General features: G+C 63.9%; 19 protein-coding genes. 15 read left to right on the forward strand and 4 right to left on the reverse strand.

What is annotated here, in order from left to right; genetic code table 11:
* Nucleotides 1–79: 79 nt before the first annotated feature.
* Nucleotides 80–1,435: an IS1182 family transposase gene (locus THIARS_RS05565; RefSeq protein WP_094159249.1), complete on the reverse strand. Its 1,356-nt coding sequence runs from the start codon at nucleotides 1,433–1,435 to the stop codon at nucleotides 80–82.
* 85 nt (nucleotides 1,436–1,520) lie between these two features.
* Between THIARS_RS05565 and THIARS_RS05570 the strand changes: the two genes are divergently transcribed.
* The 15 genes from THIARS_RS05570 (at nucleotide 1,521) to THIARS_RS05640 (ending at nucleotide 16,551) form a co-directional block, all read left to right on the forward strand.
* Nucleotides 1,521–2,948, forward strand: coding sequence for a porin (locus tag THIARS_RS05570; RefSeq protein WP_094159810.1), 1,428 nt, complete (start codon nucleotides 1,521–1,523; stop codon nucleotides 2,946–2,948).
* Between the two features lie 254 nt (nucleotides 2,949–3,202).
* On the forward strand, nucleotides 3,203–4,144 hold the full coding sequence (locus THIARS_RS05575) for a LysR family transcriptional regulator (protein WP_081921843.1): 942 nt from the start codon (nucleotides 3,203–3,205) through the stop codon (nucleotides 4,142–4,144).
* Nucleotides 4,141–4,407 (forward strand): EexN family lipoprotein, encoded by a 267-nt coding sequence (locus tag THIARS_RS05580; protein ID WP_009518848.1) that lies wholly within the window; start codon nucleotides 4,141–4,143, stop codon nucleotides 4,405–4,407. The genes THIARS_RS05575 and THIARS_RS05580 overlap by 4 nt, the downstream gene beginning before the upstream one ends.
* A gap of 218 nt (nucleotides 4,408–4,625) precedes the next feature.
* Nucleotides 4,626–6,620 carry a conjugal transfer protein TraG gene (locus THIARS_RS05585; protein WP_009518847.1) on the forward strand — a complete coding sequence of 665 codons (1,995 nt, stop codon included), beginning with the start codon at nucleotides 4,626–4,628 and terminating at the stop codon, nucleotides 6,618–6,620.
* On the forward strand, nucleotides 6,617–7,105 hold the full coding sequence (locus THIARS_RS05590) for a ribbon-helix-helix protein, CopG family (protein ID WP_009518845.1): 489 nt from the start codon (nucleotides 6,617–6,619) through the stop codon (nucleotides 7,103–7,105). Before THIARS_RS05585 ends, THIARS_RS05590 begins: the two co-directional genes overlap by 4 nt.
* The gene (gene trbB / locus THIARS_RS05595; protein ID WP_009518844.1) at nucleotides 7,102–8,115 is read left to right on the forward strand and encodes a P-type conjugative transfer ATPase TrbB; all 1,014 of its coding nucleotides are present in this window, start codon (nucleotides 7,102–7,104) and stop codon (nucleotides 8,113–8,115) included. The genes THIARS_RS05590 and trbB overlap by 4 nt, the downstream gene beginning before the upstream one ends.
* Nucleotides 8,112–8,498, forward strand: a complete 387-nt coding sequence (locus THIARS_RS05600) for a TrbC/VirB2 family type IV secretion system protein (RefSeq protein ID WP_009518843.1) — start codon at nucleotides 8,112–8,114, stop codon at nucleotides 8,496–8,498. The genes trbB and THIARS_RS05600 overlap by 4 nt, the downstream gene beginning before the upstream one ends.
* Nucleotides 8,495–8,767: a VirB3 family type IV secretion system protein gene (locus THIARS_RS05605; protein ID WP_009518842.1), complete on the forward strand. Its 273-nt coding sequence runs from the start codon at nucleotides 8,495–8,497 to the stop codon at nucleotides 8,765–8,767. Before THIARS_RS05600 ends, THIARS_RS05605 begins: the two co-directional genes overlap by 4 nt.
* A 10-nt stretch (nucleotides 8,768–8,777) precedes the next feature.
* Nucleotides 8,778–11,216 (forward strand): conjugal transfer protein TrbE, encoded by a 2,439-nt coding sequence (gene trbE, locus THIARS_RS05610; protein WP_009518841.1) that lies wholly within the window; start codon nucleotides 8,778–8,780, stop codon nucleotides 11,214–11,216.
* On the forward strand, nucleotides 11,213–11,944 hold the full coding sequence (trbJ, locus tag THIARS_RS05615) for a P-type conjugative transfer protein TrbJ (protein WP_009518840.1): 732 nt from the start codon (nucleotides 11,213–11,215) through the stop codon (nucleotides 11,942–11,944). The genes trbE and trbJ overlap by 4 nt, the downstream gene beginning before the upstream one ends.
* Nucleotides 11,945–11,955: 11 nt before the next feature.
* Nucleotides 11,956–13,317, forward strand: a complete 1,362-nt coding sequence (trbL, locus tag THIARS_RS05620) for a P-type conjugative transfer protein TrbL (RefSeq protein ID WP_009518839.1) — start codon at nucleotides 11,956–11,958, stop codon at nucleotides 13,315–13,317.
* 12 nt (nucleotides 13,318–13,329) lie between these two features.
* Nucleotides 13,330–14,034 (forward strand): conjugal transfer protein TrbF, encoded by a 705-nt coding sequence (gene trbF, locus THIARS_RS05625; RefSeq protein ID WP_009518838.1) that lies wholly within the window; start codon nucleotides 13,330–13,332, stop codon nucleotides 14,032–14,034.
* Entirely contained in the window at nucleotides 14,031–15,026 is a 996-nt protein-coding gene (gene trbG, locus THIARS_RS05630; RefSeq protein WP_009518837.1) for a P-type conjugative transfer protein TrbG, read from the forward strand. Before trbF ends, trbG begins: the two co-directional genes overlap by 4 nt.
* 2 nt (nucleotides 15,027–15,028) lie before the next feature.
* Nucleotides 15,029–16,324 (forward strand): TraB/TrbI/VirB10 family type IV secretion system protein, encoded by a 1,296-nt coding sequence (locus THIARS_RS05635; protein WP_094159811.1) that lies wholly within the window; start codon nucleotides 15,029–15,031, stop codon nucleotides 16,322–16,324.
* Nucleotides 16,321–16,551: a DUF2274 domain-containing protein gene (locus THIARS_RS05640; protein WP_094159812.1), complete on the forward strand. Its 231-nt coding sequence runs from the start codon at nucleotides 16,321–16,323 to the stop codon at nucleotides 16,549–16,551. The genes THIARS_RS05635 and THIARS_RS05640 overlap by 4 nt, the downstream gene beginning before the upstream one ends.
* A 59-nt stretch (nucleotides 16,552–16,610) precedes the next feature.
* On the opposite strand, the gene THIARS_RS05645 is transcribed toward THIARS_RS05640, so the two are convergent.
* The 3 genes from THIARS_RS05645 to THIARS_RS05655 are packed head-to-tail and all read right to left on the reverse strand — an operon-like array spanning nucleotide 16,611 to nucleotide 21,777.
* Nucleotides 16,611–20,123 (reverse strand): DEAD/DEAH box helicase, encoded by a 3,513-nt coding sequence (locus THIARS_RS05645; RefSeq protein WP_094159813.1) that lies wholly within the window; start codon nucleotides 20,121–20,123, stop codon nucleotides 16,611–16,613.
* Nucleotides 20,107–20,886 carry a Hachiman antiphage defense system protein HamA gene (locus tag THIARS_RS05650; protein ID WP_094159814.1) on the reverse strand — a complete coding sequence of 260 codons (780 nt, stop codon included), beginning with the start codon at nucleotides 20,884–20,886 and terminating at the stop codon, nucleotides 20,107–20,109. The genes THIARS_RS05645 and THIARS_RS05650 overlap by 17 nt, the downstream gene beginning before the upstream one ends.
* Before the next feature lie 18 nt (nucleotides 20,887–20,904).
* Nucleotides 20,905–21,777: a restriction endonuclease gene (locus THIARS_RS05655; protein WP_094159815.1), complete on the reverse strand. Its 873-nt coding sequence runs from the start codon at nucleotides 21,775–21,777 to the stop codon at nucleotides 20,905–20,907.
* Between the last annotated feature and the right edge of the window lie 2 nt (nucleotides 21,778–21,779).

Consider the following 21,779-nt stretch of genomic DNA (forward strand, 5'->3'; position numbering starts at 1 on the left):
AGGCTCCTGGGCGGCCCGTTGGGGCGCGTAGCAGGTCGTGCGGTGGGGCGTGATCTGGGCGCACTTCCCCCTTTGCTCGTCACCTGGCGCGCAGCACATGCATGCGCTTGATGTTCCAGGCCATGGTCACGAGGTTCCACTCGCCTTGCGCCTTGTGCAGTCCGCGCATGCTCATCTGACGCCAGCCCATGACGTGCTTGATGATGCCGAACACGGGCTCGACGGTCTGCTTGCGCAGTTTGTACAGCGCCCGGCCTGCCTGTGTGGACAGGCGGTGGGCCATGTTGGCGACCGGCTCCGCAGTTCGCGGCGCGTCGGGGTCGGGCCCAAACCGTTCGGCCAGTGGCACGTGATGCGACTCGCGCTTCATCGCCAGCAGCGGCTCGATTCCCGCCTGCACGCAGGCGACCACGTTCGCCTGGCTGCAAAAGCCGTTGTCGGCGACCAGGGTCTGCACGGTGCCCAGCGCCTCGGGCAACGCCGCTATCTGCTCCAGCGTGGGCACCACTTCGCGCTTGTCATTGCAGGACTGCGTGACGTGCGCGGTGACCACCATCATCGTCTCGATGTCCACGCCGGCTTGGGCGTTGTAGCTCTGCTCGAAGCCGCCGCCGGACACCGGCATGATGCGCGACTCCTCGTCCGTCAGGTTGACCTGGTCGCCGTCCTGGGGACCGGCCTGGGGCGGCTCGGGATCCCGCCCGCGCGGCTTCTTGCCAGCCTCGCGCTGGGCGCGGCGCTTGGCCTCTTTGGCCTCAAACTCCTGCTGCTCCGCCTTGAATCGTTCGGCGGCGCGTTGCGCAATCTTGGCCTTGGCCTGCGCGATGGCGCGCAGACGGTCCTCGCGGCGGGCAATCTCGGCGGGCACATCCATGCCATCGGGCGCGCTGGATCCATCATCCTTCTCCGCCCGCGCCAACAGGTCCTGGACTTCCTGGCGCAACTGCGCCTCGATCTTGTTGGCATGACCCCACGACAGCGCCTTGTGCTTGCTCGCGTTGGCTCCAATCTTGGTGCCGTCCAGCGCAATGTGACCGAGCTTGAGTAACTTCATCTCGCGCGCCAGCACCAGCACCTGCACGAACAGCGCCTCGATCTCCTTCAGAAAGCGCCGACGGAACGTCGCCAGCGTGTCGTGATCGGGATGCGTATTGGCCGCCACAAAGCGGAACGCCACCGAGTCGTAGGTCGCGCGTTCGATCTTGCGGCTCGAATGCACCCCGTTGGCATACCCGTAGATCAGCAGCCCCAGCAGCACCGCAGGGTGATGCGCGGCAGAGCCACGGCCCGCGTACTGCTTGACCAGATCGTCCAGATCAAGCCGATCAATCACTTCGACCACAAAGCGCGCAAGGTGATCACTGGGCAACCACTCGTCCACCGAAGGCGGCAGAAGGTAGGCCGTGTCTCGATCAACACAAACAAAGCGGCTCATCGCGAGGAACTCCTCAATGCACTGTCGCCATTGTCTCGGATTGATCCATCAGGCGTAAGCCTGGAAAGTCCGACAGCCTCCTAGGATGCAATTGCGTGAAGCGATGCGGAATCTACTCACGGCGACGGCGGCTGTCGCTGTGATCCTCGCCTGCGGGCCCGCTGTCGCACAGGATTCCGTCAGCGCCCGGCTGGAGGCGCTGCAGGCGGAAATCAGCAAGCTGCAGAACGAAGTCGCGACCCTGAAAGGGGACGTTGCGGAGGGGCGGGAAGAAGCCAGAGGGGCCGCCGAACAGGTGGTTGCGGCCAGAACGGCGACGCCCGCCGACGCACCTAGCGTCCGGGTGTCCTCCAGCAACCGGCCGACGATCTGTAGCCCCGACGGACGAAACTGCATCTCTCTCACGAGCCGCCTGCAGCTCGACTTCGGCGGTTACAACTACCGGCCGAACACCATAGCCACGACGCCGCAGGACCTTGTCGGCGGCGCGATCGCGCGCCGAGCGCAGTTTGGCGTTATCGGCACGTTCCTGGACGACTGGGAGTACAACCTCGTCTTTGAGGGCGGCGGGTCCGGCGGCGCCACCAGCGCGGTCTTCGACAAAGGTTACCTTACCTATAGCGGTTTCAAACCATTCAAGATCTGGGGCGGCATTCTCAGCGTGCCTTACATGCTCGACCGAGCGACAAGTAACAACAACATCACCTTTATGGAGCGAGCCGCGCCCGTGGAAGTCGCCGCCGGCATCGGCGGAGCCACGCGTTCCGCTTTCGGCATTACCGCCAACGACCGGCAATGGTGGGCCGGCGCCTTCCTGACGGGACCGGCCTCCGGCAGGACATCGCACGATGCAAGGCAGACCGCCGCGACCGGACGGGTGGTGTTCCTGCCAGTTCTGACCGACAGCGCCTCGCTCCTGATCGGCGGCGACGTGCAGTACCTGTTCGATGCGCCGACGGGCGCCTCGGAACTGAACCTGCGAGACCGGATTGAGATGCGCATCGACGGCAACCGCATCTTGGGCACCGGTCCTCTTCCGATCGACTCCGCGCGCGTCTTGAGCGCGGAACTGGCCGGAACACTGGGCAGCTTCCACTTCCAGGGCGAATATTTCGATTTCAACGTCGAGCCGACCCCCGGCAACGGGCCCAGCCTCGACTTCAGTGGTTACTACATCCAGGGTGGCTACATCCTCACCGGCGAGAAGCGAAGCTACAGCGCAAGCTCCGGCTCTTATGGGAGCGTTGCGCCAAGTCGTCCCTTCGACTGGAGGATGGGCGACTGGGGCGCATGGGAGATTGCTGCGCGCTACAGCATGATTGATCTCAACGACAGGGACATCTTCGGCGGCCGGCAGGAGAACCTCACGCTCGGCCTGAACTGGTATGTGAACAGCAACATCCGCTTCATGCTTAATTACATCAACGGCACGGTGGACAAGCGAACGGGTGGCGGTGGCGACATTGGCGCGAGGTACCAAGCCGTTGGTGCCCGCACGCAGATCGCGTTCTGACCTCCATCCACGAAAGACCAAGGAATGACCGCCGCATCGACGCCTCTTCCTTGACCTACAGCGACGTGCCCCGCGCGAACACGAAGCTGCAACGTTCGCTAGTTCCAGCGCTGGGTTGAGGCGGTGCTGTTGCTCCTCGCACCTCTGACTGGGGACACCATCTTTACGGCTAACGCAAATGATGGCGATCAAGGCTAAGGCTTCCACAACGATCGAAGCAGTCGGTGGTGCTATCACACAAAGGAGATCGTCCAGTGGAATTTCGTCATCTGCGTTGCTTTCTGGCCGTTGCTGAAGAACTCCACTTTGCCCGTGCCGCTGAGCGGCTACACATCGAGCAGTCACCTCTATCACGTGCTATCAAGGAACTGGAAGAGGAGTTGGGCGTGCAGCTCTTTGTGCGCACTACTCGCAGCACGCGCTTGACTCTCGCCGGAAAGCTGTTCCTCAATCACATTCCGCGCGTGTTTGCAGTCCTGGAGCAGGCGCGTGAAAGCGTGAAATCGGCTACCAATGGCTTTCACGGGCAGTTGCGCATTGCTTTGTCTGATGGCATCACACCATCGCGCCTGCCGGCGCTACTGGCACGTTGCCGCGAAGAATATCCAGAAATCGAAATCCGGCTCTTCGAAGTGCCGCTGGATCAGCAGATCAAGGGCCTGCATGATGATCTGTACGACGCGGGCTTTTCCATGGCCGATGAGGCCGGCGACGGCATCATCGTCAATCCAGTTTGGGAAGACCAGTTGATGGTAGCCGTGCCCGCGCGTCATCCCGTGCTGGCTTACAAACGAATTCCGCTGGAAGAAGTGCTGCGCTACCCGATCGTGCTGGGTGATCCCGCAGCATGCGAAGGCCATGCTCGCCAAGTTGATCGCATCCTGCGCCGACAGGAACGGGAGCCGCTGATCGCGCAGCGTGTGGCGACGTTCGACGTGATGATGATGCTGGTATCGGCCGGCTTGGCATTGGGCCTTGCGGGTGGCGCGCACATCGCATTCAGTCGTGAGCTAGGCGTCGTGGCGCGCCCGCTTGCGGGACAGCCACCCTTGTTGACTACTTACCTGCTTCGTAGGGACGCCGAACCGTCGCAGATGCTGGCTCGCTTCATTGAACGGCTGGCGTCCATGGAGTCGAACGATCCTGATTGGCCTGCATCCTCAAAATCTGGTGCTTTGAAGGATATCGAGCTATGAAGAAGATCATCCTGCTTCTGCTCGCTTTGATGCTAACCGCATGCGGTCAGTCAAACCCGATCGCGACCAAGACCACCATTGAAACGGTGGAGTCCCTTGCAGCTAATCCCGAGCGCCTCAAAGAGCTGCGTCAGCAATGCAAGCTGGAACGAGCCAAGCTGGGCAATGAGTTGTGCAACCGGGTTTCTGAGGCAACGCGCAAGCGCTTCTATGGCGACGGCAAGGTGCCGTATACATCACTGGAGAATCCGCCCAAATTTTGATTGTAGGCAGTTCGCCACGAATCATTTAATTTCTGTCAAACACGCCGCAATGCGCCATCGCTTGCGGCTTTTTTTCTGCCTACGCCCCTGCGCGAGTTCTTGCTTTTTGTTCGACCTTTCTCCCGATAACGGTCTTTGACCGGCACTGACCCGGCACCGATCCTGACACCAGCGGCACGTTGAACGCAGTGCGCGCAGGGGAAATCGGAGGCCGGGAGATGCAAGGGACGAACGTGTTGTTCGGTCAGATTGCCGTGGTATTCAGCATCGTGATCGCCGGAGTGTGGAGCGCCACACAATGGACAGCTGCGACCCTTGGTTATCAGATACGTCTTGGCTCGCCGTGGTTCGATTTCCTTGGCACGCCGATCTACCACCCGTGGAAGCTGTTCGAGTGGTGGTTCCTTTTCGACGCCTATGCGTCGCACGTCTTTGACATTGGTGGCGCCATCGCGGGCGGAAGCGGCTTGGTGGCCGTGGTGGTCGCCATAGGCATGTCCATCTGGCGCTCGCGCCAATCTCGTCTGGTCACGACCTACGGCTCGGCCCGCTGGGCCGATGCCGCGGAAATCTGCAAAGCCGGGCTGACCCAGCCATCCGGAGTCTTCCTCGGCCTGCATGGCCGCCAGTACCTGCGACACGAAGGCCCAGAACACGTCCTGACCTTCGCGCCCACGCGCTCGGGCAAGGGCGTCGGCCTGGTGGTGCCCACGCTGCTGTCGTGGCCCGCGTCCGCCGTGATCCACGACATCAAGGGCGAGAACTGGGCTATCACCGCCGGCTGGCGCTCGCGCTTCTCGCACTGCCTGCTATTCAACCCTACCGATGCGAAGTCCGCCGCCTACAACCCGCTGCTGGAAGTACGGCGCGGTGCGCATGAAGTGCGCGACGTGCAGAACATCGCGGACATTCTGGTCGATCCCGAAGGCGCGCTGGAGCGGCGCAACCACTGGGAGAAGACTTCGCACGCGCTGCTGGTCGGCGCGATCCTGCATGTGCTCTACGCCAGCGAGGACAAGACGCTGCGCGGCGTCGCCAACTTCCTGTCCGATCCCGCGTGTCCGTTCGAGGTGACGCTGCATCGGATGATGACGACGAAGCACCTCGGCGATGCACCGCATCCCGTCGTCGCGTCTGCTGCGCGCGAAGTGCTCAACAAGTCGGACAACGAGCGGTCCGGCGTGCTGTCCACCGCGATGAGTTTCCTTGGCCTGTACCGCGACCCCACGGTGGCCGAAGTCACGTCGCGCTGCGACTGGCGCATCGCGGACCTGATTTCCGCGCAGCATCCTGTATCGCTGTACCTCGTGGTACCGCCGTCGGACATCAGCCGCACCAAGCCGCTCATTCGTCTGATCCTCAACCAGATCGGACGGCGCCTCACTGAATCGCTCGATGGCAGCGACGGCGTGGAGCGCAAGCACAAGCTGCTGCTGATGCTCGACGAGTTCCCCGCACTCGGCCGGCTCGACTTCTTTGAATCCGCGCTCGCCTTCATGGCCGGCTACGGGCTGCGCGCCTTCCTGATTTCGCAGTCGCTCAACCAGATCGACAAAGCCTACGGCCAGAACCATTCGATTCTGGACAACTGCCATGTGCGCGTGACCTTCGCCACCAACGACGAACGCACGGCCAAGCGCATTTCCGAAACGCTGGGCACCGCCACCGAGCTGCGCGCGCAGCGCAACTACGCGGGCCATCGGCTCGCGCCCTGGCTCGGGCACCTGATGGTGTCGCGGCAGGAAACGGCGCGCCCGCTGCTCACGCCCGGCGAGGTGATGCAGCTCCCACCCGACGACGCCGTGGTGATGGTCTCCGGCCATCCGCCGATCAAGGCGAAGAAGCTGCGCTACTACGCGGACGCCAACTTCAAGCGCCGCGTGTTGCCAGCACCCACGCTGGCGCAGGGCCGCTACGCCGATGCCCCGGCCGCGCGGCCCGATGACTGGAGCGCCTTGGCGATTCCCGCCATGCCTGCCGTGCCCGCTGTGGCTTCGGACTTGGGAGACGCCAACGAAGGCGGCCCGCGCCAACAGCCCGAGCTGTCCGAAGTCGTCGCCTACAGCTCTGAATCCGAGCACGCGGCCAGCGATCTGGCGCTGCTCGATGACGACGACGATCTGCCGCTTCCCCTGCCGTCCCAGCTCGACCCGCGCTTGCAGCGCGCGGCTCGGCTGGCCGCCCTCAACCCCGACGACGGAATCCAGCTATGAGCCATCTTCATTCCCGCCATCGCCTGAACCTGTTCATCGAGCGCGACCATGCGAAGCGCCTGGACGAGCTGGCCGCGAAGAAAGGCGTCTCGAAATCCAGCATCGTCGCGGCCGCACTCGCGTCCTGGCTGTCGCCGGATGCGGCCGACCAGCGCGAAGCGGCGATGGCCAAGCGGCTGGATCGCCTGTCGCGCCAGTTCGAGAAGCTGGAGCGCGACCAGAACATCCAGATCGAAACGCTGGCGCTGTTCGTGCGCTACTACCTGACCGTCAGCACACCGCTGCCCGAGGCCCATCAGGAAGCCGCGAAGGCACAGGGCAAGGCGCGCTTCGAGCAGTTCATCGAACAGCTCGGCCGCCACCTGCTGCGCGGGCGCAGCCTCGTGCGCGAAGTCTACGAGGAGATCCAGCCCGACACGCAGCGGCTGGACGAGACGGCGGCGCTGGCCGAAGCGCAGGAACGCGCGCAGGAGGCTGCCGCATGAGTGCCGTCCCGCAGCCGCCATCGTCCTCTGTCACCTCGCTGGATCGGCGCATTCGCATGTTGCGCACGGCGATGGGGCCGCTGATCGCTTCCGCGCTCGAAGACCCGGACGTGGTGGAAGTGATGCTGAACCCGGACGGTGCGCTGTGGATCGACCGGCTCTCCACGGGCCGTGCCGCCACCGGCGAGTCGCTGTCGGCCGCCGATGGCGAGCGCATCATCCGCCTGGTCGCGGCGCACGTCGGCACGGAGGTGCATCGCGGCCGGCCGCTGCTGACCGCCGAGCTGCCAGAGACCGGCGAGCGCTTTGAGGGCATCCTGCCGCCGGCCGCGCCGGGTCCGGCCTTCGCCCTGCGCAAGCGTGCCGTGGGCGTAATCGGCCTGGCCGACTACGTGGGCGACGGCATCCTGAGTGCGGAGCAGGCCGAGTTCCTGCGCCGCGCCGTGCGCGAGCGCCAGAACATCCTGATCGCCGGCGGCACCAGCACCGGCAAGACCACGCTCGCCAATGCGCTGCTGGCCGAAATCGCCAGCACTGGTGATCGCGTGCTGGTGCTCGAAGACACGGTGGAGCTTCAGTGTTCTGCCCGCGACCATGTGCCGCTGCGCACCCGCGCCGGGGTTGTGAGCATGCAGGAACTGGTGCGCGCCACGATGCGCCTGCGCCCCGACCGCGTGATCGTCGGCGAAGTGCGCGGCGGCGAGGCGCTGGACCTCATCAAGGTGTGGGGCACAGGGCATCCCGGCGGCATTGCCACGCTGCACGCCAGCTCCGCGCACGGCGCGCTGCTGCGCCTCGAACAACTGATTCTCGAAGTCGCCATGACGCCGCCGCGCGCGCTGATCGCCGAAGCGGTGAACGTCATTGTCTTCATTGCCGGGCGCGGCCGTGCCCGCCAGGTCCAGACCGTCGCCCGCGTGACCGGCTTCGACGGTCAGGGCTACCAACTCGACGACGCGCTCGCGCCGCTTCCTTCCCCGTCCTCAACCCACTCTGGAGAACTGCCATGACGCCTGCTTACGTTTCTCATGATTCCCGCATTTCCGTAAATCCGCTTTCCCTGCTCGCACGCCTACGGTGCCTGGCCGGGCCAGCACAACAGGGGCTGCTGCTGGCGGTCGTATTCCTGCTGGCGACCGGCACGGCGCACGCGGCCGGTTCCAGCATGCCCTGGGAAGGGCCGCTGCAAGCCATCCTCGACTCCATCCAGGGGCCGGTGGCGCGCATCGTCGCAGTCATCATCATCATTGCCACCGGCCTGGCGCTGGCCTTCGGCGATACCAGCGGCGGTTTTCGCAAACTGGTCCAGATCGTCTTCGGCCTGTCCATCGCGTTCGCGGCGTCCTCGTTCTTCCTGTCCTTCTTCAGCTTCTCCGGTGGGGCTGTCGTATGAGTGCGCCCGATGAGTTCGCCAGCGGCTTCGAGGTGCCGCTGCATCGTTCGTTGACCGAAACCATCCTGCTGGGCGGTGCGCCGCGCACGGTCGCCATTGCCAACGGCACGCTGGCCGCCGCCGTGGGACTGGGCCTGCAACTGTGGATTCCGGGTCTGGTGATGTGGATCGTCGGCCATTCGCTCGCGGTATGGGGGGCGCGCGTCGATCCGCAGTTCATGCAGGTGTTCGCGCGGCACATCAAGCACAAGCCTCTGCTGGACGTGTGAGGACGACGCCATGTTGCATCTCGCCGAATACCGTCAGCGTCCCGCACTGCTCGCCGACTGGCTGCCCTGGGCCGGGTTGATGGCGCCCGGCATCGTGCTCAACAAGGACGGTTCGTTCCAAAGGACAGCATGCTTTCGCGGGCCGGACCTGGACAGCGCGACGCAGGGCGAGCTGATCGCCACGTCAGCGCGGCTCAACAACGCGCTACGCCGCCTGGGTTCCGGGTGGGCCTTGTTCGTCGAGGCCGAAAGGCTGTCAGCGGCTGACTATCCGCAGTCCGAGTTTCCCGAACCGCTGTCGTGGCTGGTGGACGAGGAACGCCGAGCGGTGTTCGAGGAAGACCAGAGTCACTTCGATAGCCGCTATCACCTGACGCTGGTGTGCCTGCCGCCGGAGGAGTCCCGCGCACGCGCCGCGAATCTGCTCTACGAGAATACGTCGCAGCGTGGCGTGGATTGGCATGAACGCCTGATCGCCTTCATCGCGGAGACGGATCGTTGCTTCGACCTGCTCGACGGCGTGATGCCAGAGATTGCCTGGCTCGACGACAGCGAAACGCTTACCTATCTGCACGCCACCATCTCCACGCGGCGTTATCACGTGGCCGTGCCGGAGCATCCGTTTCACCTCGATGCGCTGCTGACCGACTGCCCGCTGACCGGCGGGCTTGCGCCGATGTTGGGCGATGCGCATTTGCGCGTGGTGTCGGTGCGCGGCTTCCCGACCTCGACCTGGCCGGGGCTGCTCGACGACCTGAACCGACTCGGCTTCGCCTATCGCTGGAGCACGCGCTTCCTCTGCATGGACAAGTCCGAGGCGGAAAAGGAACTCGGCCGCCTGCGCCGCCAGTGGTTCGCCAAGCGCAAGAACGTCGTCGCACTGCTGCGCGAGACGATCTTTCAACAGGAAAGCCCGCTGGTCGATACCGACGCATCGAACAAGGCGGTGGACGCCGATGCGGCCTTGCAGGAGCTGGGCAGCGATCAAGTCGCTTTCGGCTACGTCACCGCGACCGTGACGGTGCTCGATACCGATGCCGGCGCGGCCGACGAGAAGCTGCGCAGGGTGGAGCGCGTCATTCAGGGCCGGGGTTTCGTCACGATCCCTGAAACACTCAACGCGGTGGAGGCGTGGCTGTCGTCGATTCCGGGCAACGCCTACGCGAACGTGCGCCAGCCCATCGTCTCGACGCTGAACCTCGCGCACCTGATGCCGGTGTCGGCGGTGTGGGCCGGGCCGGAGAAGAATGCCCACCTCGACGGGCCACCCTTGATCGTCACGCGCACCGATGGCGCCACGCCGTTCCGTCTGGTGACGCACATCGGCGATGTCGGCCACACCCTTGTCGTTGGACCGACCGGCATGGGCAAGTCCGTGTTGCTCGCCACGCTGGCGATGCAATTCCGCCGTTATCCCGGCTCACGCATTTTCGCCTTCGACATGGGCCGCTCGATGCGCGCCACCATCCTCGGCCTCGGTGGCGAGCACTACGACCTGGGCACGGACAGCGGCATCGCGTTTCAGCCGCTCGCGCGCATCGACCAAGAAAGCTACCGCACTTGGGCCGCCGAATGGCTCGAAGGCCGGATGCTGCGTGAAGGCGCGAGCATCGGCCCCGACGAGAAGGCGGCCATCTGGTCGGCGCTGGAAAGTCTCGCCGGTGCGCCGGTGGAGCAGCGCACGCTGACCGGGTTTTCCGTGCTGTTGCAGAACAACGCGCTACGCCAGGCGCTCGCGCCCTACGTGCTCGGCGGCGCGCACGGCAGTTTGCTCGATGCCGATCACGACCGTCTGGGCACCGCCGACGTGCAGGGTTTCGAGATGGAGGAACTGATGGCGAGCCGCGCCGCCGTGCTGGCGGTACTCGGTTATCTGTTCGCGCGCTTCGACGAGCGTTTCGACGGCGCACCGACTTTGCTGATTCTCGACGAGGCGTGGCTGTTCCTCGACGACCCGGTGTTCGCCGCGCGCATCCGCCAGTGGTTGAAGACGCTGCGCAAGAAAAACGTGTCGGTGATCTTCGCCACGCAGTCGCTGGCGGACATCAAGGACTCCAGCATCGCGCCGGCCATCGTGGAGAGCTGCGCAAGCCGCATCTTCCTGCCCAATCCACAAGCCACTGAGCCGCAAATCCGCAAGATCTACGAAGGCTTCGGCCTCAACGCCCGGCAAATCGAGATCGTCGCCACCGCGCAGCCCAAGCGCGACTACTACTACCAGTCGCGGCTGGGCAATCGCCTCTTTGACCTCGACCTGGGGCCGGTCGCGCTGGCCTTCGCCGGTGCTTCGACGCCGCAGGACCAGCGCGACATTGACGCGGTGGAAGCGTCGGCTTCGTCTTCCAGCTTCGCAGCCGCCTGGCTGCGCCACTGCGGCCTGGACTGGGCGGCCGATCTGCTGCCGTCCGCACCTGCCGCTTCCAATCCACCACAGGAGAAACCGTCATGAAGAAGACACTTCTTGCGACCGTCGCTGCCGCTCTGTTCTGCACGCTGCCTGCCGCGCAGGCGCAATGGGCGGTGATTGACCCGACCAACCTGATCCAGAACACGCTGACCGCGATCCGCACGCTGGAGCAGATCAACAACCAGGTGCGGCAGCTTCAGAACGAAGCGCAGATGCTCATCAACCAGGCACGCAATCTGACGAGCCTCGACTACAACGTGGTCAATCGCCTGCGCTCGACGCTGGCGACCACCGAACGCCTGATCGCCGAGGCGCAGGGTCTGGCCTACGACGTGACGAACATGGATCGGGAATTCGCCCGGCTGTACCCGCACGAATACGCCGCGACCGTCAGTGGTGACCGCATGGCGCAGGACGCGCGCGAACGCTGGCGACACACGCTCGACGGCCTGCACACAGCCATGCGGATGCAGGCGCAGGTGTCGCAGAACCTCAACGAGGACGAAGGCGTGCTGGCCGATCTGGTCGGCCAGAGCCAGTCGGCCACCGGCGCGTTGCAAGCCATGCAGGCAACCAACCAGTTGCTGGCCTTGCAGGCCAAGCAGGCGATCCAGGCGCAGCAGCTCCAGTTGACGCAGGACCGCGCCGCGTCGCTGGAACTGGCGCGGCAGGCAGCAGCCACCGAGCGCGCCCGCGAAGTGCGGCGACGCTTCCACGGCGAAGGCACGCCCTACACGCCGCAGACCGTGCCGTTCTACGGCGGCGACTGAGGGCACGCGCCATGAACGACATCTCGGTGATCGACCGCTTCCTCATCGTCTTCTCCACCTACATCGACTCGGGCTTCGGTCTGCTGGGTGGCGAGGTTGCGTTCCTCACCGCCACCTTGATCGTGATCGACATGACCATCGCGGGCCTCTATTGGGCGATGAGCCATGCCACCGGCCAGGGCGACGATGTGATCGCCAAGCTGATCCGCAAGGTGCTCTACATCGGTGCCTTCGCTTACATCATCGGCAATTTCAACTGGCTGGCCAGCATCGTGTTCCGCTCGTTCGCGGGTTTGGGATTGATGGCTTCGGGATCGACCATCACGCAGGCGGAGTTCCTGCAACCCGGCCGGCTGGCCAAGGTGGGCGTTGACGCCGGCGCGCCGATCCTCGAACAGATCAGCGACATGGCGGGCTTCCCCGAGGTGTTCGTGAACGTGACACCCATCGCGGTCATGTTTCTGGCCTGGCTCGTGGTGATCGTCACGTTCTTCGTGTTGGCGATCCAGCTTTTCATCACGTTGATCGAGTTCAAGCTGACGACGCTTGCCGGCTTCGTGCTGGTGCCGTTCGCGCTGTGGAACAAGACCGCGTTCCTGGCCGAGAAGGTGCTGGGCAATGTGGTGTCGTCGGGCATCAAGGTGCTGGTGCTGGCGGTGATCGTCGGCATCGGCACCGGCCTGTTCGCCGAATTCCAGGTCGCGCCGGACGAACCCTCCATCGACCATGCGCTGGTCATCATGTTGGCATCCCTTGCGCTGCTGGCGCTCGGGATCTTCGGGCCGGGTATTGCTACCGGACTGGTGTCCGGTTCGCCGCAGCTCGGCGCCGGTGCGATGGCGGGAGCCACGCTCGGCGCGGCCGGGACCGCCGTTGCCGTGGGTGCGGTAGCCACCGGCGTCGGTGGTGCCGTTGCGGCCGGCGCGCGCATGGCACCTGGCGCTGCCCGCATGGCCGTCGGCGGCGCACGTTCGATGGCATCGACCGCGAGCAGCGCCAAGTCGGCCTTCCAAGCGGGTTCCTCTGGTGCCGGCGGTGGCCTCAAGGGCGCGGCGGCCGGTCTGGGCAATGTTGCCAGGACCGGCGCGCAGTCGGTCGGGCAGCGCGTGGCCGCCGGTGTGCATTCGCTGAAGGCGCGTGCCGCTGCCGCCATCAATCCCGATGCTTCCACGGGCAGCGCTGCTACCGGCTCGGCCGCTCAGGGCGGCAGTGCGGACGCCGCCGCCAGCACCGGACAACCCGCGTGGGCGAGGCGCTTGCAACGCCGCCAGCAGCTCACCCATGCCGCCACCACCGTCGCGCACACGCTGCGCGGTGGCGACGGCGGCGGCTCGGGCAGCGGCCCCAGCCTGCGCGACCCATCGAACTCATAAGGAGAACCTGCCATGCGATTCAAACGACCGCAGGTGCGCTATGCCGACACACCACAGCCGGCCACGCCGTACCAGGCTGCCGAACAGGTGTGGGACGAGCGCATCGGCTCGGCCCGCGCACAGGCGAAGAACTGGCGGCTGATGGCCTTCGGCTGCCTCGCGCTCGCGCTGCTGATGGCGGGCGGCCTCGTCTGGCGCTCGGCGCAGTCCATCGTCACGCCCTACGTGGTGGAGGTGGACCACGGCGGGCAGGTGCGCGCCGTCGGTGAGGCAGCCACGCCGTACCGGCCAACAGACGTGCAGATCGGCTATCACTTGGCACGTTTCGTCACGATAGTTCGCTCGTTGTCCATCGACCCGATCGTGGTGCGGGACAACTGGCTCGAAGCCTACGACTACACCACCGACCGCGGCGCGGCCGTGCTCAACGACTACGCGCGCACCAACGATCCCTTTGCGCGGATCGGCCGGGAAACGGTGACGGTGGAGATCAACAGCGTTGTACGCGCCAGCGACACGTCGTTCAACGTGCGCTGGACGGAGCGCCGCTACGTCAACGGCGCGGCGGCAGGGCTGGAACGCTGGACGGCGGTGGTCTCCATCGTGCTGCAAACGCCGCGCACCGAGGAACGGTTGCGCCGCAATCCATTGGGCATCTACGTCAACGGCCTGTCATGGAGCCGTGAACTCGACTCAACCGAAGGAGGCAGGCCATGAAACCGTCTTTGCGCTTTTATGCTGTTGCATTGATTGCCGTCACGCTGGCGGGCTGCGCCACGCCACGCAAGCCACCGAGCATCACGCTCGACGAGCCGGTGCAGGCGCAGCCCTTGCCCGAACCACCTCTGCCGATGGAAGTGGTTGCGGTGCCGGAGCCTTTGCCGCTACCGGGGCAGTTGATGCCGCTGCCCGAACTCGCGGAAACGGAGGTGACACCCGAGCCGGAGGACGAGCGCGTGCGCGTATCCCGCGCCAACGAGGAAGCGCGCATGGCGCCCACGCGCGAAGGCTACATCAATGCGATTCAGGTCTGGCCGTTTACCGACGGCGCGCTGTACCAGGTCTATACGAGTCCCGAGCGGGTCACGGTGATTACACTCCAGCCCGGCGAGGAACTGGTGACGGTCGCCGCCGGCGACACGGTGCGCTGGATCGTCGGCGATACGTCGAGCGGCGCCGGCGGCGAACTGCGCGTCAACGTGCTGGTCAAGCCGATCCGCACCGGCCTCAAGACCAATCTGGTCATCACCACCAGCCGCCGCACCTATCTGATCGAACTGACTTCGACCGAAAAGGCGTGGATGGCGTCGGTGTCCTGGGACTATCCGCGCGACCGCATGCTGGCCTTGCAGCGCCAGGCGCGGGCGGCGCAGACGGCGGCGCCGCTCGATACGGGCCTGTCGCTGGAGAACATCCGCTTCCGCTACGCGATCAGCGGTAGCAATACACCGTGGAAGCCGCTGCGCGCCTTCGACGACGGCGAGAAAGTCTACATCCAGTTTCCCGGCGGCATCGCACAGGGCGAGTTGCCGCCACTGTTCGTGATCGGCGCACAGGGCGATGGCCAACTCGTGAACTACCGCTTCCGGTCGCCGTACTACATCGTGGACCGGCTGTTCGGCGCGGCCGAATTGCGCCTGGGTGGCGACAAGGGCGACGTGGTGCGCATCGAGCGCACGGACGGCACGACGGGCGCGCGGAGGAACTGACCATGAGCCAGGACGATTCTCCGGACATGCTTGGCGCCGCCCCGAAGCTGGCGCCGGAACAAGTCGCCCTGCGGGCGCAGCCGCGTCCCGTCACGCGGTTGAACCGGCGCATGCTGGCAGTTCTGGTCGGCAGCGTGGCCGCCGCCGTATTGGGCGCAACGCTCTGGTCGCTGCAAGCACCGCAGCGCCGTGGCGCAGGCGAGCCGACCGAGTTGTACAACGTCGATCGCGTGTCGCGCTCCGAAGGGCTGGCGCAGTTGCCCATCGACTATTCGCAACTACCGCCGACCTTGCCACCGCTGCCGCCGGAGCTGGGCGAACCGCTACCCGGCGACCTCGGAGCACCGATCCTGCGCGCCGAACAGCGAGCGCAGGGTTACTCGCAACCGGGCTATGACCCGGCCGAAGCCGAGCGCCTAGCGCGGCTCAAGGAGGCCGAGGAAGCGGCGGCTTCGTCCGTGTTCTTCAGCACGGGCGGACAGCGCGCCGCCGTAGCCCCTCCCACTCAGAGCATGGCAGGAACCCCACCGCTGACCGGACTGGCGGGTTTCGATCCGCTGGCCGCCGGACCGGCTTCGACGGCCGCGCAGCCGGGCGATCCCACCGCCGTGCAGAACCGGCAGGACCAGAAGGAAGCGTTTCTGAGCAATGCCGGTCCTGTGCAAACCCGCAATTCTGGCAACCTGCAACTACCTGCCTCGCCGTATCAGGTGATGGCCGGCACGGTGATCGCGGGCGCACTGGTGACGGGCATCAAGTCCGACCTACCGGGCGACGTGATCGCCACGGTGACGGAGCCGATCTACGACACGGCCACCGGCCGCCATCTGCTGATCCCGCAGGGCTCGCGCATCCTGGGCCGCTACAACAGCCAGGTCAGCTACGGGCAGACCCGACTCCAGATGGTGTGGCACCGGCTGATCCTGCCGGACACCTCATCAAGCCAGCTCGACAACCTCGTGGGCACGGACCCGGCCGGTTACGCGGGCCTGGAGGATGGTGTCGATTGGCATTGGGATCGCATCTTCGCCGGCGCGGTGCTGACCACGCTGCTGGGCGTCGGCGCCGAACTGGCCGCCCCGGAGAATCGCCAGGGCGGGGATCGCGTCGTCATTGCCGGCCGCGACAGCGTGCAGGACAGCGTGAACCAGATCGGCCAGGAGATGACCCGGCGCAACATGAACATCCAGCCCACGCTGACGGCTCGCCCCGGCCTGCCGGTGCGCATCATCGTCAACCGCGACCTGGTGCTGCGTCCGTACCAACCGCTGTTCTTCAACAGGGGAGCCTCGCAATGAACACGAACAAGCTGCGGCTCGGCCCGCTGCCCAAGAGCGAAACCGTCAAGCTGACCTTTGCATGTCCGGCCAGCCTGAAGGCCGACCTCGACCGTTACGCCACGTTGCATGGGCAGACCTACGGCGAAGCGGTCGATGCGGTGACGCTGATCCCGCACATGCTGGAGGCGTTCATTGCGCGGGATCGGGGATTCAGGAAGGTGATTGCCTCCAAAGTCGGCGCATGAAGGTCTCCCGACGATACGACGCTACCTGCTTTCTTCATCCATAGTTTGGAGATTGGGAGTTACACCTGCCACAAATCGTCGGGGCCTAAATAACTCAGGTCGATTCTGCCGGGCTCTTGAGACACTGTGGCCCGCATTAGGCCGCTCCGAACTGGGTTGAGCGCAGCCTGAAGGGTGCCCATGGGAAGCCCCTCTCCTGATAGGACGATCGGCTGACCGTTCCAGTGATGGAGCCTGACAGGCGCACCAGGTGGGACCGGGACGCCATACCAAGCGACGCCGGCCCAATAGCGGCGTTCAGTCCAAGTTCGCCTGTCGGCTGGCGTGAAGCTTTGCGCGAATTCGATCCACATCGCCTTGGTCTCTGCAGTGGGCCAATCCGGCAGTGCACTCCACATGGCGATAGCTTCGGAATTGAGCCAGAGCTTCAATGCCTGGCTGGTAGTGAAAGTTGCCGCCGTATCGGCGACGGCCTTTATAGCGGCGAGTCTGGAACTGAAGCCGGCTTGGATCAGAATCGAGGCTGAACGATTCATCGTGCCTGTTTCGACAGCGGGGACAGCTAAGCCAAGTTCAAAATCCTCAAGTTCCAGGTCAGCGACAGTATCGCCGTTGGCGGCGGCCCGCACTCGTATGGCCTCCATGGCCCACGGCAGACGATAGACGAGACCGCCTTCGATAAACTGAAGGGTCTCCGACTCCTGGCCAGCGACAATGCCCGCTAGCGGCTGGCCGAGCAACCAGCAGCGCAGGATGTCGTGCCAGTTGTCAGGCAAGGAGTCTGGCATGAACGGATAGAAGGCGAACACCTGCTCAGCGAGGTTGGTGATCGCCGCGATCGCTTCTTCTGCGTTGTTGGTAAGAAGCGCTGCATTGGCCTGAACCAGCAGTAGGTTGGCCCCCTCTGCAATCGCGTCAAGAGCGTGGCCAGTTGCCAATCCAACGCCGGCGAGGAAGTACCCTCTCCGCTGGGGAGCCGTGGACTGCGCCCAGATCAATCGGCTGCGCGCGAGTAGCCCCGCCTTTAGAGTCTGCTGCACCTGTTCATTCTGGCGCAGTAGGCGGCGTTGCCACAGGGAAGACTGGAGAATGTCATCAAGCGCAGTTTCAATGCCGTCATCTGGGATGTCGTTCTCGCCGATCAGGCTCAGGATGGCGGTATCAAGCGTAGCGACGCGCCGTTCCCACTCGGCAAGCGCGCGTTCGCGATCTTCGGGAGACTCATTGGCTATCTCAGGGAACGTCCACGCTTGAGCATTGTTCGCCACGTATTCGACAAGCTGGGCGAGGTCGTCACCGATGCTGACGTGCATCCGACTCAGTAGCGCTGCGACGAGCCGAACAAGTCCGCTCTCCATCTCCCGAGCGCCCACGTTGCTGATGAGGCTCTCCCAATTGAGCCGCTTTCTCGCGACCTCATCGAACATCGGAAAGAGTACGATGCCTTCCACATCAACGTAGGCTCGACCCGCTCGGCCGATGACGTTCTTGAATTCGGAAACCTCGATGAGCGCGCCGTTGCGGTGAAGCGAGTGCATGACAACAGCCGTGGCCGAGAGATTCAGCCCTTGGGCAAGGGTCGGTGAGGAAATCGTGACTTTCAGAATACCTTCCCGAAGAAGGCGCTCGATCTCCTTGCGATAAGCCGTCGGTAGGGCGCCATGATGTAGGGCAACGCCCAACCTCAGGCACTTTAGGAGCGCACTGTTTGGCCCAAGCCATTCCTCTCCGAGCGTGACCGCTGCGTTCAGCACATTCGGATCGACTTCAAGAAGCGAGCGAAGTGCGCCGCGCTCGTGGAGATCGACAATAACGTCGGCGAAGGGCTCAACGCTCCGGCGTTCTGGGCAGAAGATAAGGGCCGTCTGGCCATCATCAACGAGTCGCCAGGCTGTCGCCAGGCTAAGCTCGCGCTGATCTTTCGGGAAGAGGCGCGTGCGACGTCGCTTTGGTGGTACGAAGTCCGGAGGGGCAAATCCGGTGAGGAATCGCTGTACCCATGGACGCTCGTCGCCGACGCGAAGGTTGAGTCGAGCAAAGGGCGAGTTCCAGACGACCTCGCCGAACCGCAGTCGCGTCGGCCTCCAATCGTTCTTGATTAGGCCGCCGGGATGGTCGCGGCGGAGCCACGCCGCGAAATCATCCAGTTGATCCCCATCGGGAAGGATCGCCGACAGGCAGACGATACGGCGATCGTGTGCATCGGCACGCCGAAGGAGTCGCTGGATTTGCACCTCGTAGCGGATCTCGCGCTCGTTCATGCCAATCATGTGGCCTTCGTCGAAGACAAGAAGGCCGACATCATCGAGCAGTGAAGGATCGTTACGCAGCGCGAAATCGAGCTTTTCAGGGGTAGCGACGACGATATCGCGCTCGCGAATCGAATCCTCATCGAAGCCACTCACTCCAATGCTGCCGTAGAGGGCGGAGATGGTTTTACCGAGTGGCCCGAAGGTTCGCTGTAGCGTCACTTCAGTCTGGGCGGACAGCGCCCTGAGCGGTGTTACGAAGACGACGCGCTTGCCTGCGGCGAGGCAGCGCAAGATGCACAGCTCGGCAATTCTGGTTTTGCCGGCGCTGGTGGGCAGCGAAACCACTAGGTCGTCGGACTGATCGACAGCGCGCGTTGCGGCTTCGATCTGCGAGGGCCATAGATCAACTTCAGCTCTTGGCCGATTCAGCAGAGAGGCAATGAATAAATCACGGAGGCGAGGCCAATCGGCGGCGGCTCCACCAATCGGCAGCATCGGCACCTTTTCGTGGAAGGTATTGGACCAGAGATCGGGCAAGATATGGATCGCCACGCGATGCGCCCACCATTGGGGCAGCAAGTTCATTTCGCTGCAGACGCTCAGGCTTTCTTGGAGGCGGGCTAAAGCTTGGTCGAGAATCTGCCGTTCGCCACGCTCCAGCGCCAGCAAGAACAGAGACATGGCGGCGAGAAAAGAGTCGGTAAGCGCCGTATCCAGGCTGTCGAAAAGAAAGGCGTTTTCGTCGCCTGCCTGGCCTACGGCTGCTTCGATCTGATCCAGATGCCCCTGGATTGTGGCAGTGATCTGCTCGTCACTTCCGGTCCCCAAAACCCTGTAGTCCAGCGACATGGTTCGGAGGCCGTCGATATTGCGGAGCATCAGGAGGGCCAAGGCCCGCTCTATCGGCGAGAAATTTTCCTCGGTTTCAACGATAGTGAGGAGCGAGTAGGCCCGTGCAGACAGCCGAGCCAGGTGATAGCTCGCTGCGGTCATGATGAAGTGGAAGTCTCGATCAGCTTCCCCAGGGTTTCCTCTGGCCATAACTGCCTCCAGAGCAGTTGCGGCTTGCTCGAAAGCGACACGGGCCTGCGCAGCGTCACCACCTAGCTCACGGAGACGCAGACCGAGCCCAAGCATGGCATAACCATAGGAATGCAGGTCGTAGCTGAGCTGAGGAGAGAAGGCAGGTGCATCCGGTGGTAGGGCGCCATCGCGCCAGATCATGGCGCGTGCTTGGCCGCGGGCGATGAGGCGGCCGCGAAAACCTGCCGCTGCCGCCTCGTTGATACCCGCAACGATGGTCTCAGGCGTTGTTGGCATTGGCGATCACCTGATCATAGACGGCGCCGACGAACGCTGCGTGTCCCTCGACGCGCAGTCCGACGCCCCATTGTGTGATCGTTCCCGGATAGGATTGCAACGATGCGGTGAGAAGAGCGTCCGGGGTGTTGCCAGAAAAGGTGAACAGCAGATGGCGGACACTTTCGACGGGAATGCCATGTTTCAGAAGGGCAGCGTCGATGGCATCGGCTAGTGGAGCGTTGTCCAGTTCGAGAAGCCGGGCGGAAATGAAGGAGAGCGCATGAGCGGAGGGGAGCCCGCCATCCTTGTCCAGCCCAGCCCGAGCAGCGGCGAGGACTTGCGCCGTCAGCGTGACACGGCTCTTAGCCTCAGTCTTTAGAAAGTACAGGCGTTGGGTCTGTGGGTCTTGGAGAAGTCCAATTACATCGTCGCCGCGCATCGCCATGTTGCGATGATCCTTCCAGCGCAGACGTTTGATGGGCGCGCGGTAGCCACCGCTATGCGTGTCGATCCATTCGGTCGCATAGATCTCACCAAGATCGCCGGAGCGGATCGTCTTGGTGGTTGGCAACTTGCCCTGGATCAGCGCGGCTGCGGCCGGTTTACCGAGGCGGGCGAGAGCCCGCGCAACCTGTTCCTCAGCAGCATAGTGGTTTGGTATGACCGCCGCCGTCGCCTGAATTCCACTCGCCAGATTTGCTGGATTACTGGTCAGGACGCAAAGACCATGGTTGCCAACGGCCGAATTGGTCAAGCTACACCAAGTATTGAACTGCGCCATCTTCGCCCCCCTTGCGGATCAATGTGGAAAGAGGTCGCGAACACGTACAAAGGGTGAGCCGGTTTCGGCCGCCCGACGCACCTTGCGTTCGAGGACGTGGTTGAGGGGGATTTCCCGATTCAGGGTCTCGTAGAGATCATAGCCGTCCATGCAGGTGACGCGCTTGCCACGACCGAATGCGGCGAGGCCGTCTTCGGTGAAACCGCTGTTGCTGACGAATAGACCCCTAGTCCAGGCGGCCTTCTGTTCGATCTTGCCGTGAAAAGTGTGAAGCTCGGCGACACCGATGGGCTTGCCGTGCCACTTGGCTTCGACGAGATAGGTCTCGTTGCCAAACTGAAAGCTGCCGTCGATCTGCTCACCCTTCAGACGAAATGGTTCTTGCGCCGCCAACCCGTAGGTGTCAAACAAATCACACAAGAATTTCTCGAAGGCATAACCACGCGCATGAGCCTCCAGCGACGTCATCGCGAGGAGATTGCTCTTGATCTGGGCCAACTTCTGGCGATCAAATGCCGGGACGGGATCTTGACTGGGCGCTTGGGAATTTTCCGGCCGGCCTTCAAGCCGATTGAGCAAGGACAGGAGACGGCCGTGGGCGTTCGGAATCTTGTCGGCTTGCTCAGAGCGTTGTCGCAATGCTTCCCGGTATACCCATAGGGCGTTTAGCGTTCGGGCGACAGTTGCCTTATCGACTGTTTGAAGGAAGCAGCGTAGGCGCTTGGCTTTTGACCCACCATTGCGCGCATAGATCGGGTCGTCGATGTCGATATTGAGTTCTTCGGCGAAGAACTGCGCGAAGGTGCGATCCGAGAAATTGAGGACATAGCCGCCCCCCATCTCGAACACATCGTCAAGAAACATCATGTCGATAGATCGGATGTTGCTCATAC

The sequence above is a fragment of the Thiomonas delicata genome, assembly GCF_900088825.1.
Classification (GTDB): Bacteria; Pseudomonadota; Gammaproteobacteria; order Burkholderiales; family Burkholderiaceae_C; genus Thiomonas_A; species Thiomonas_A delicata.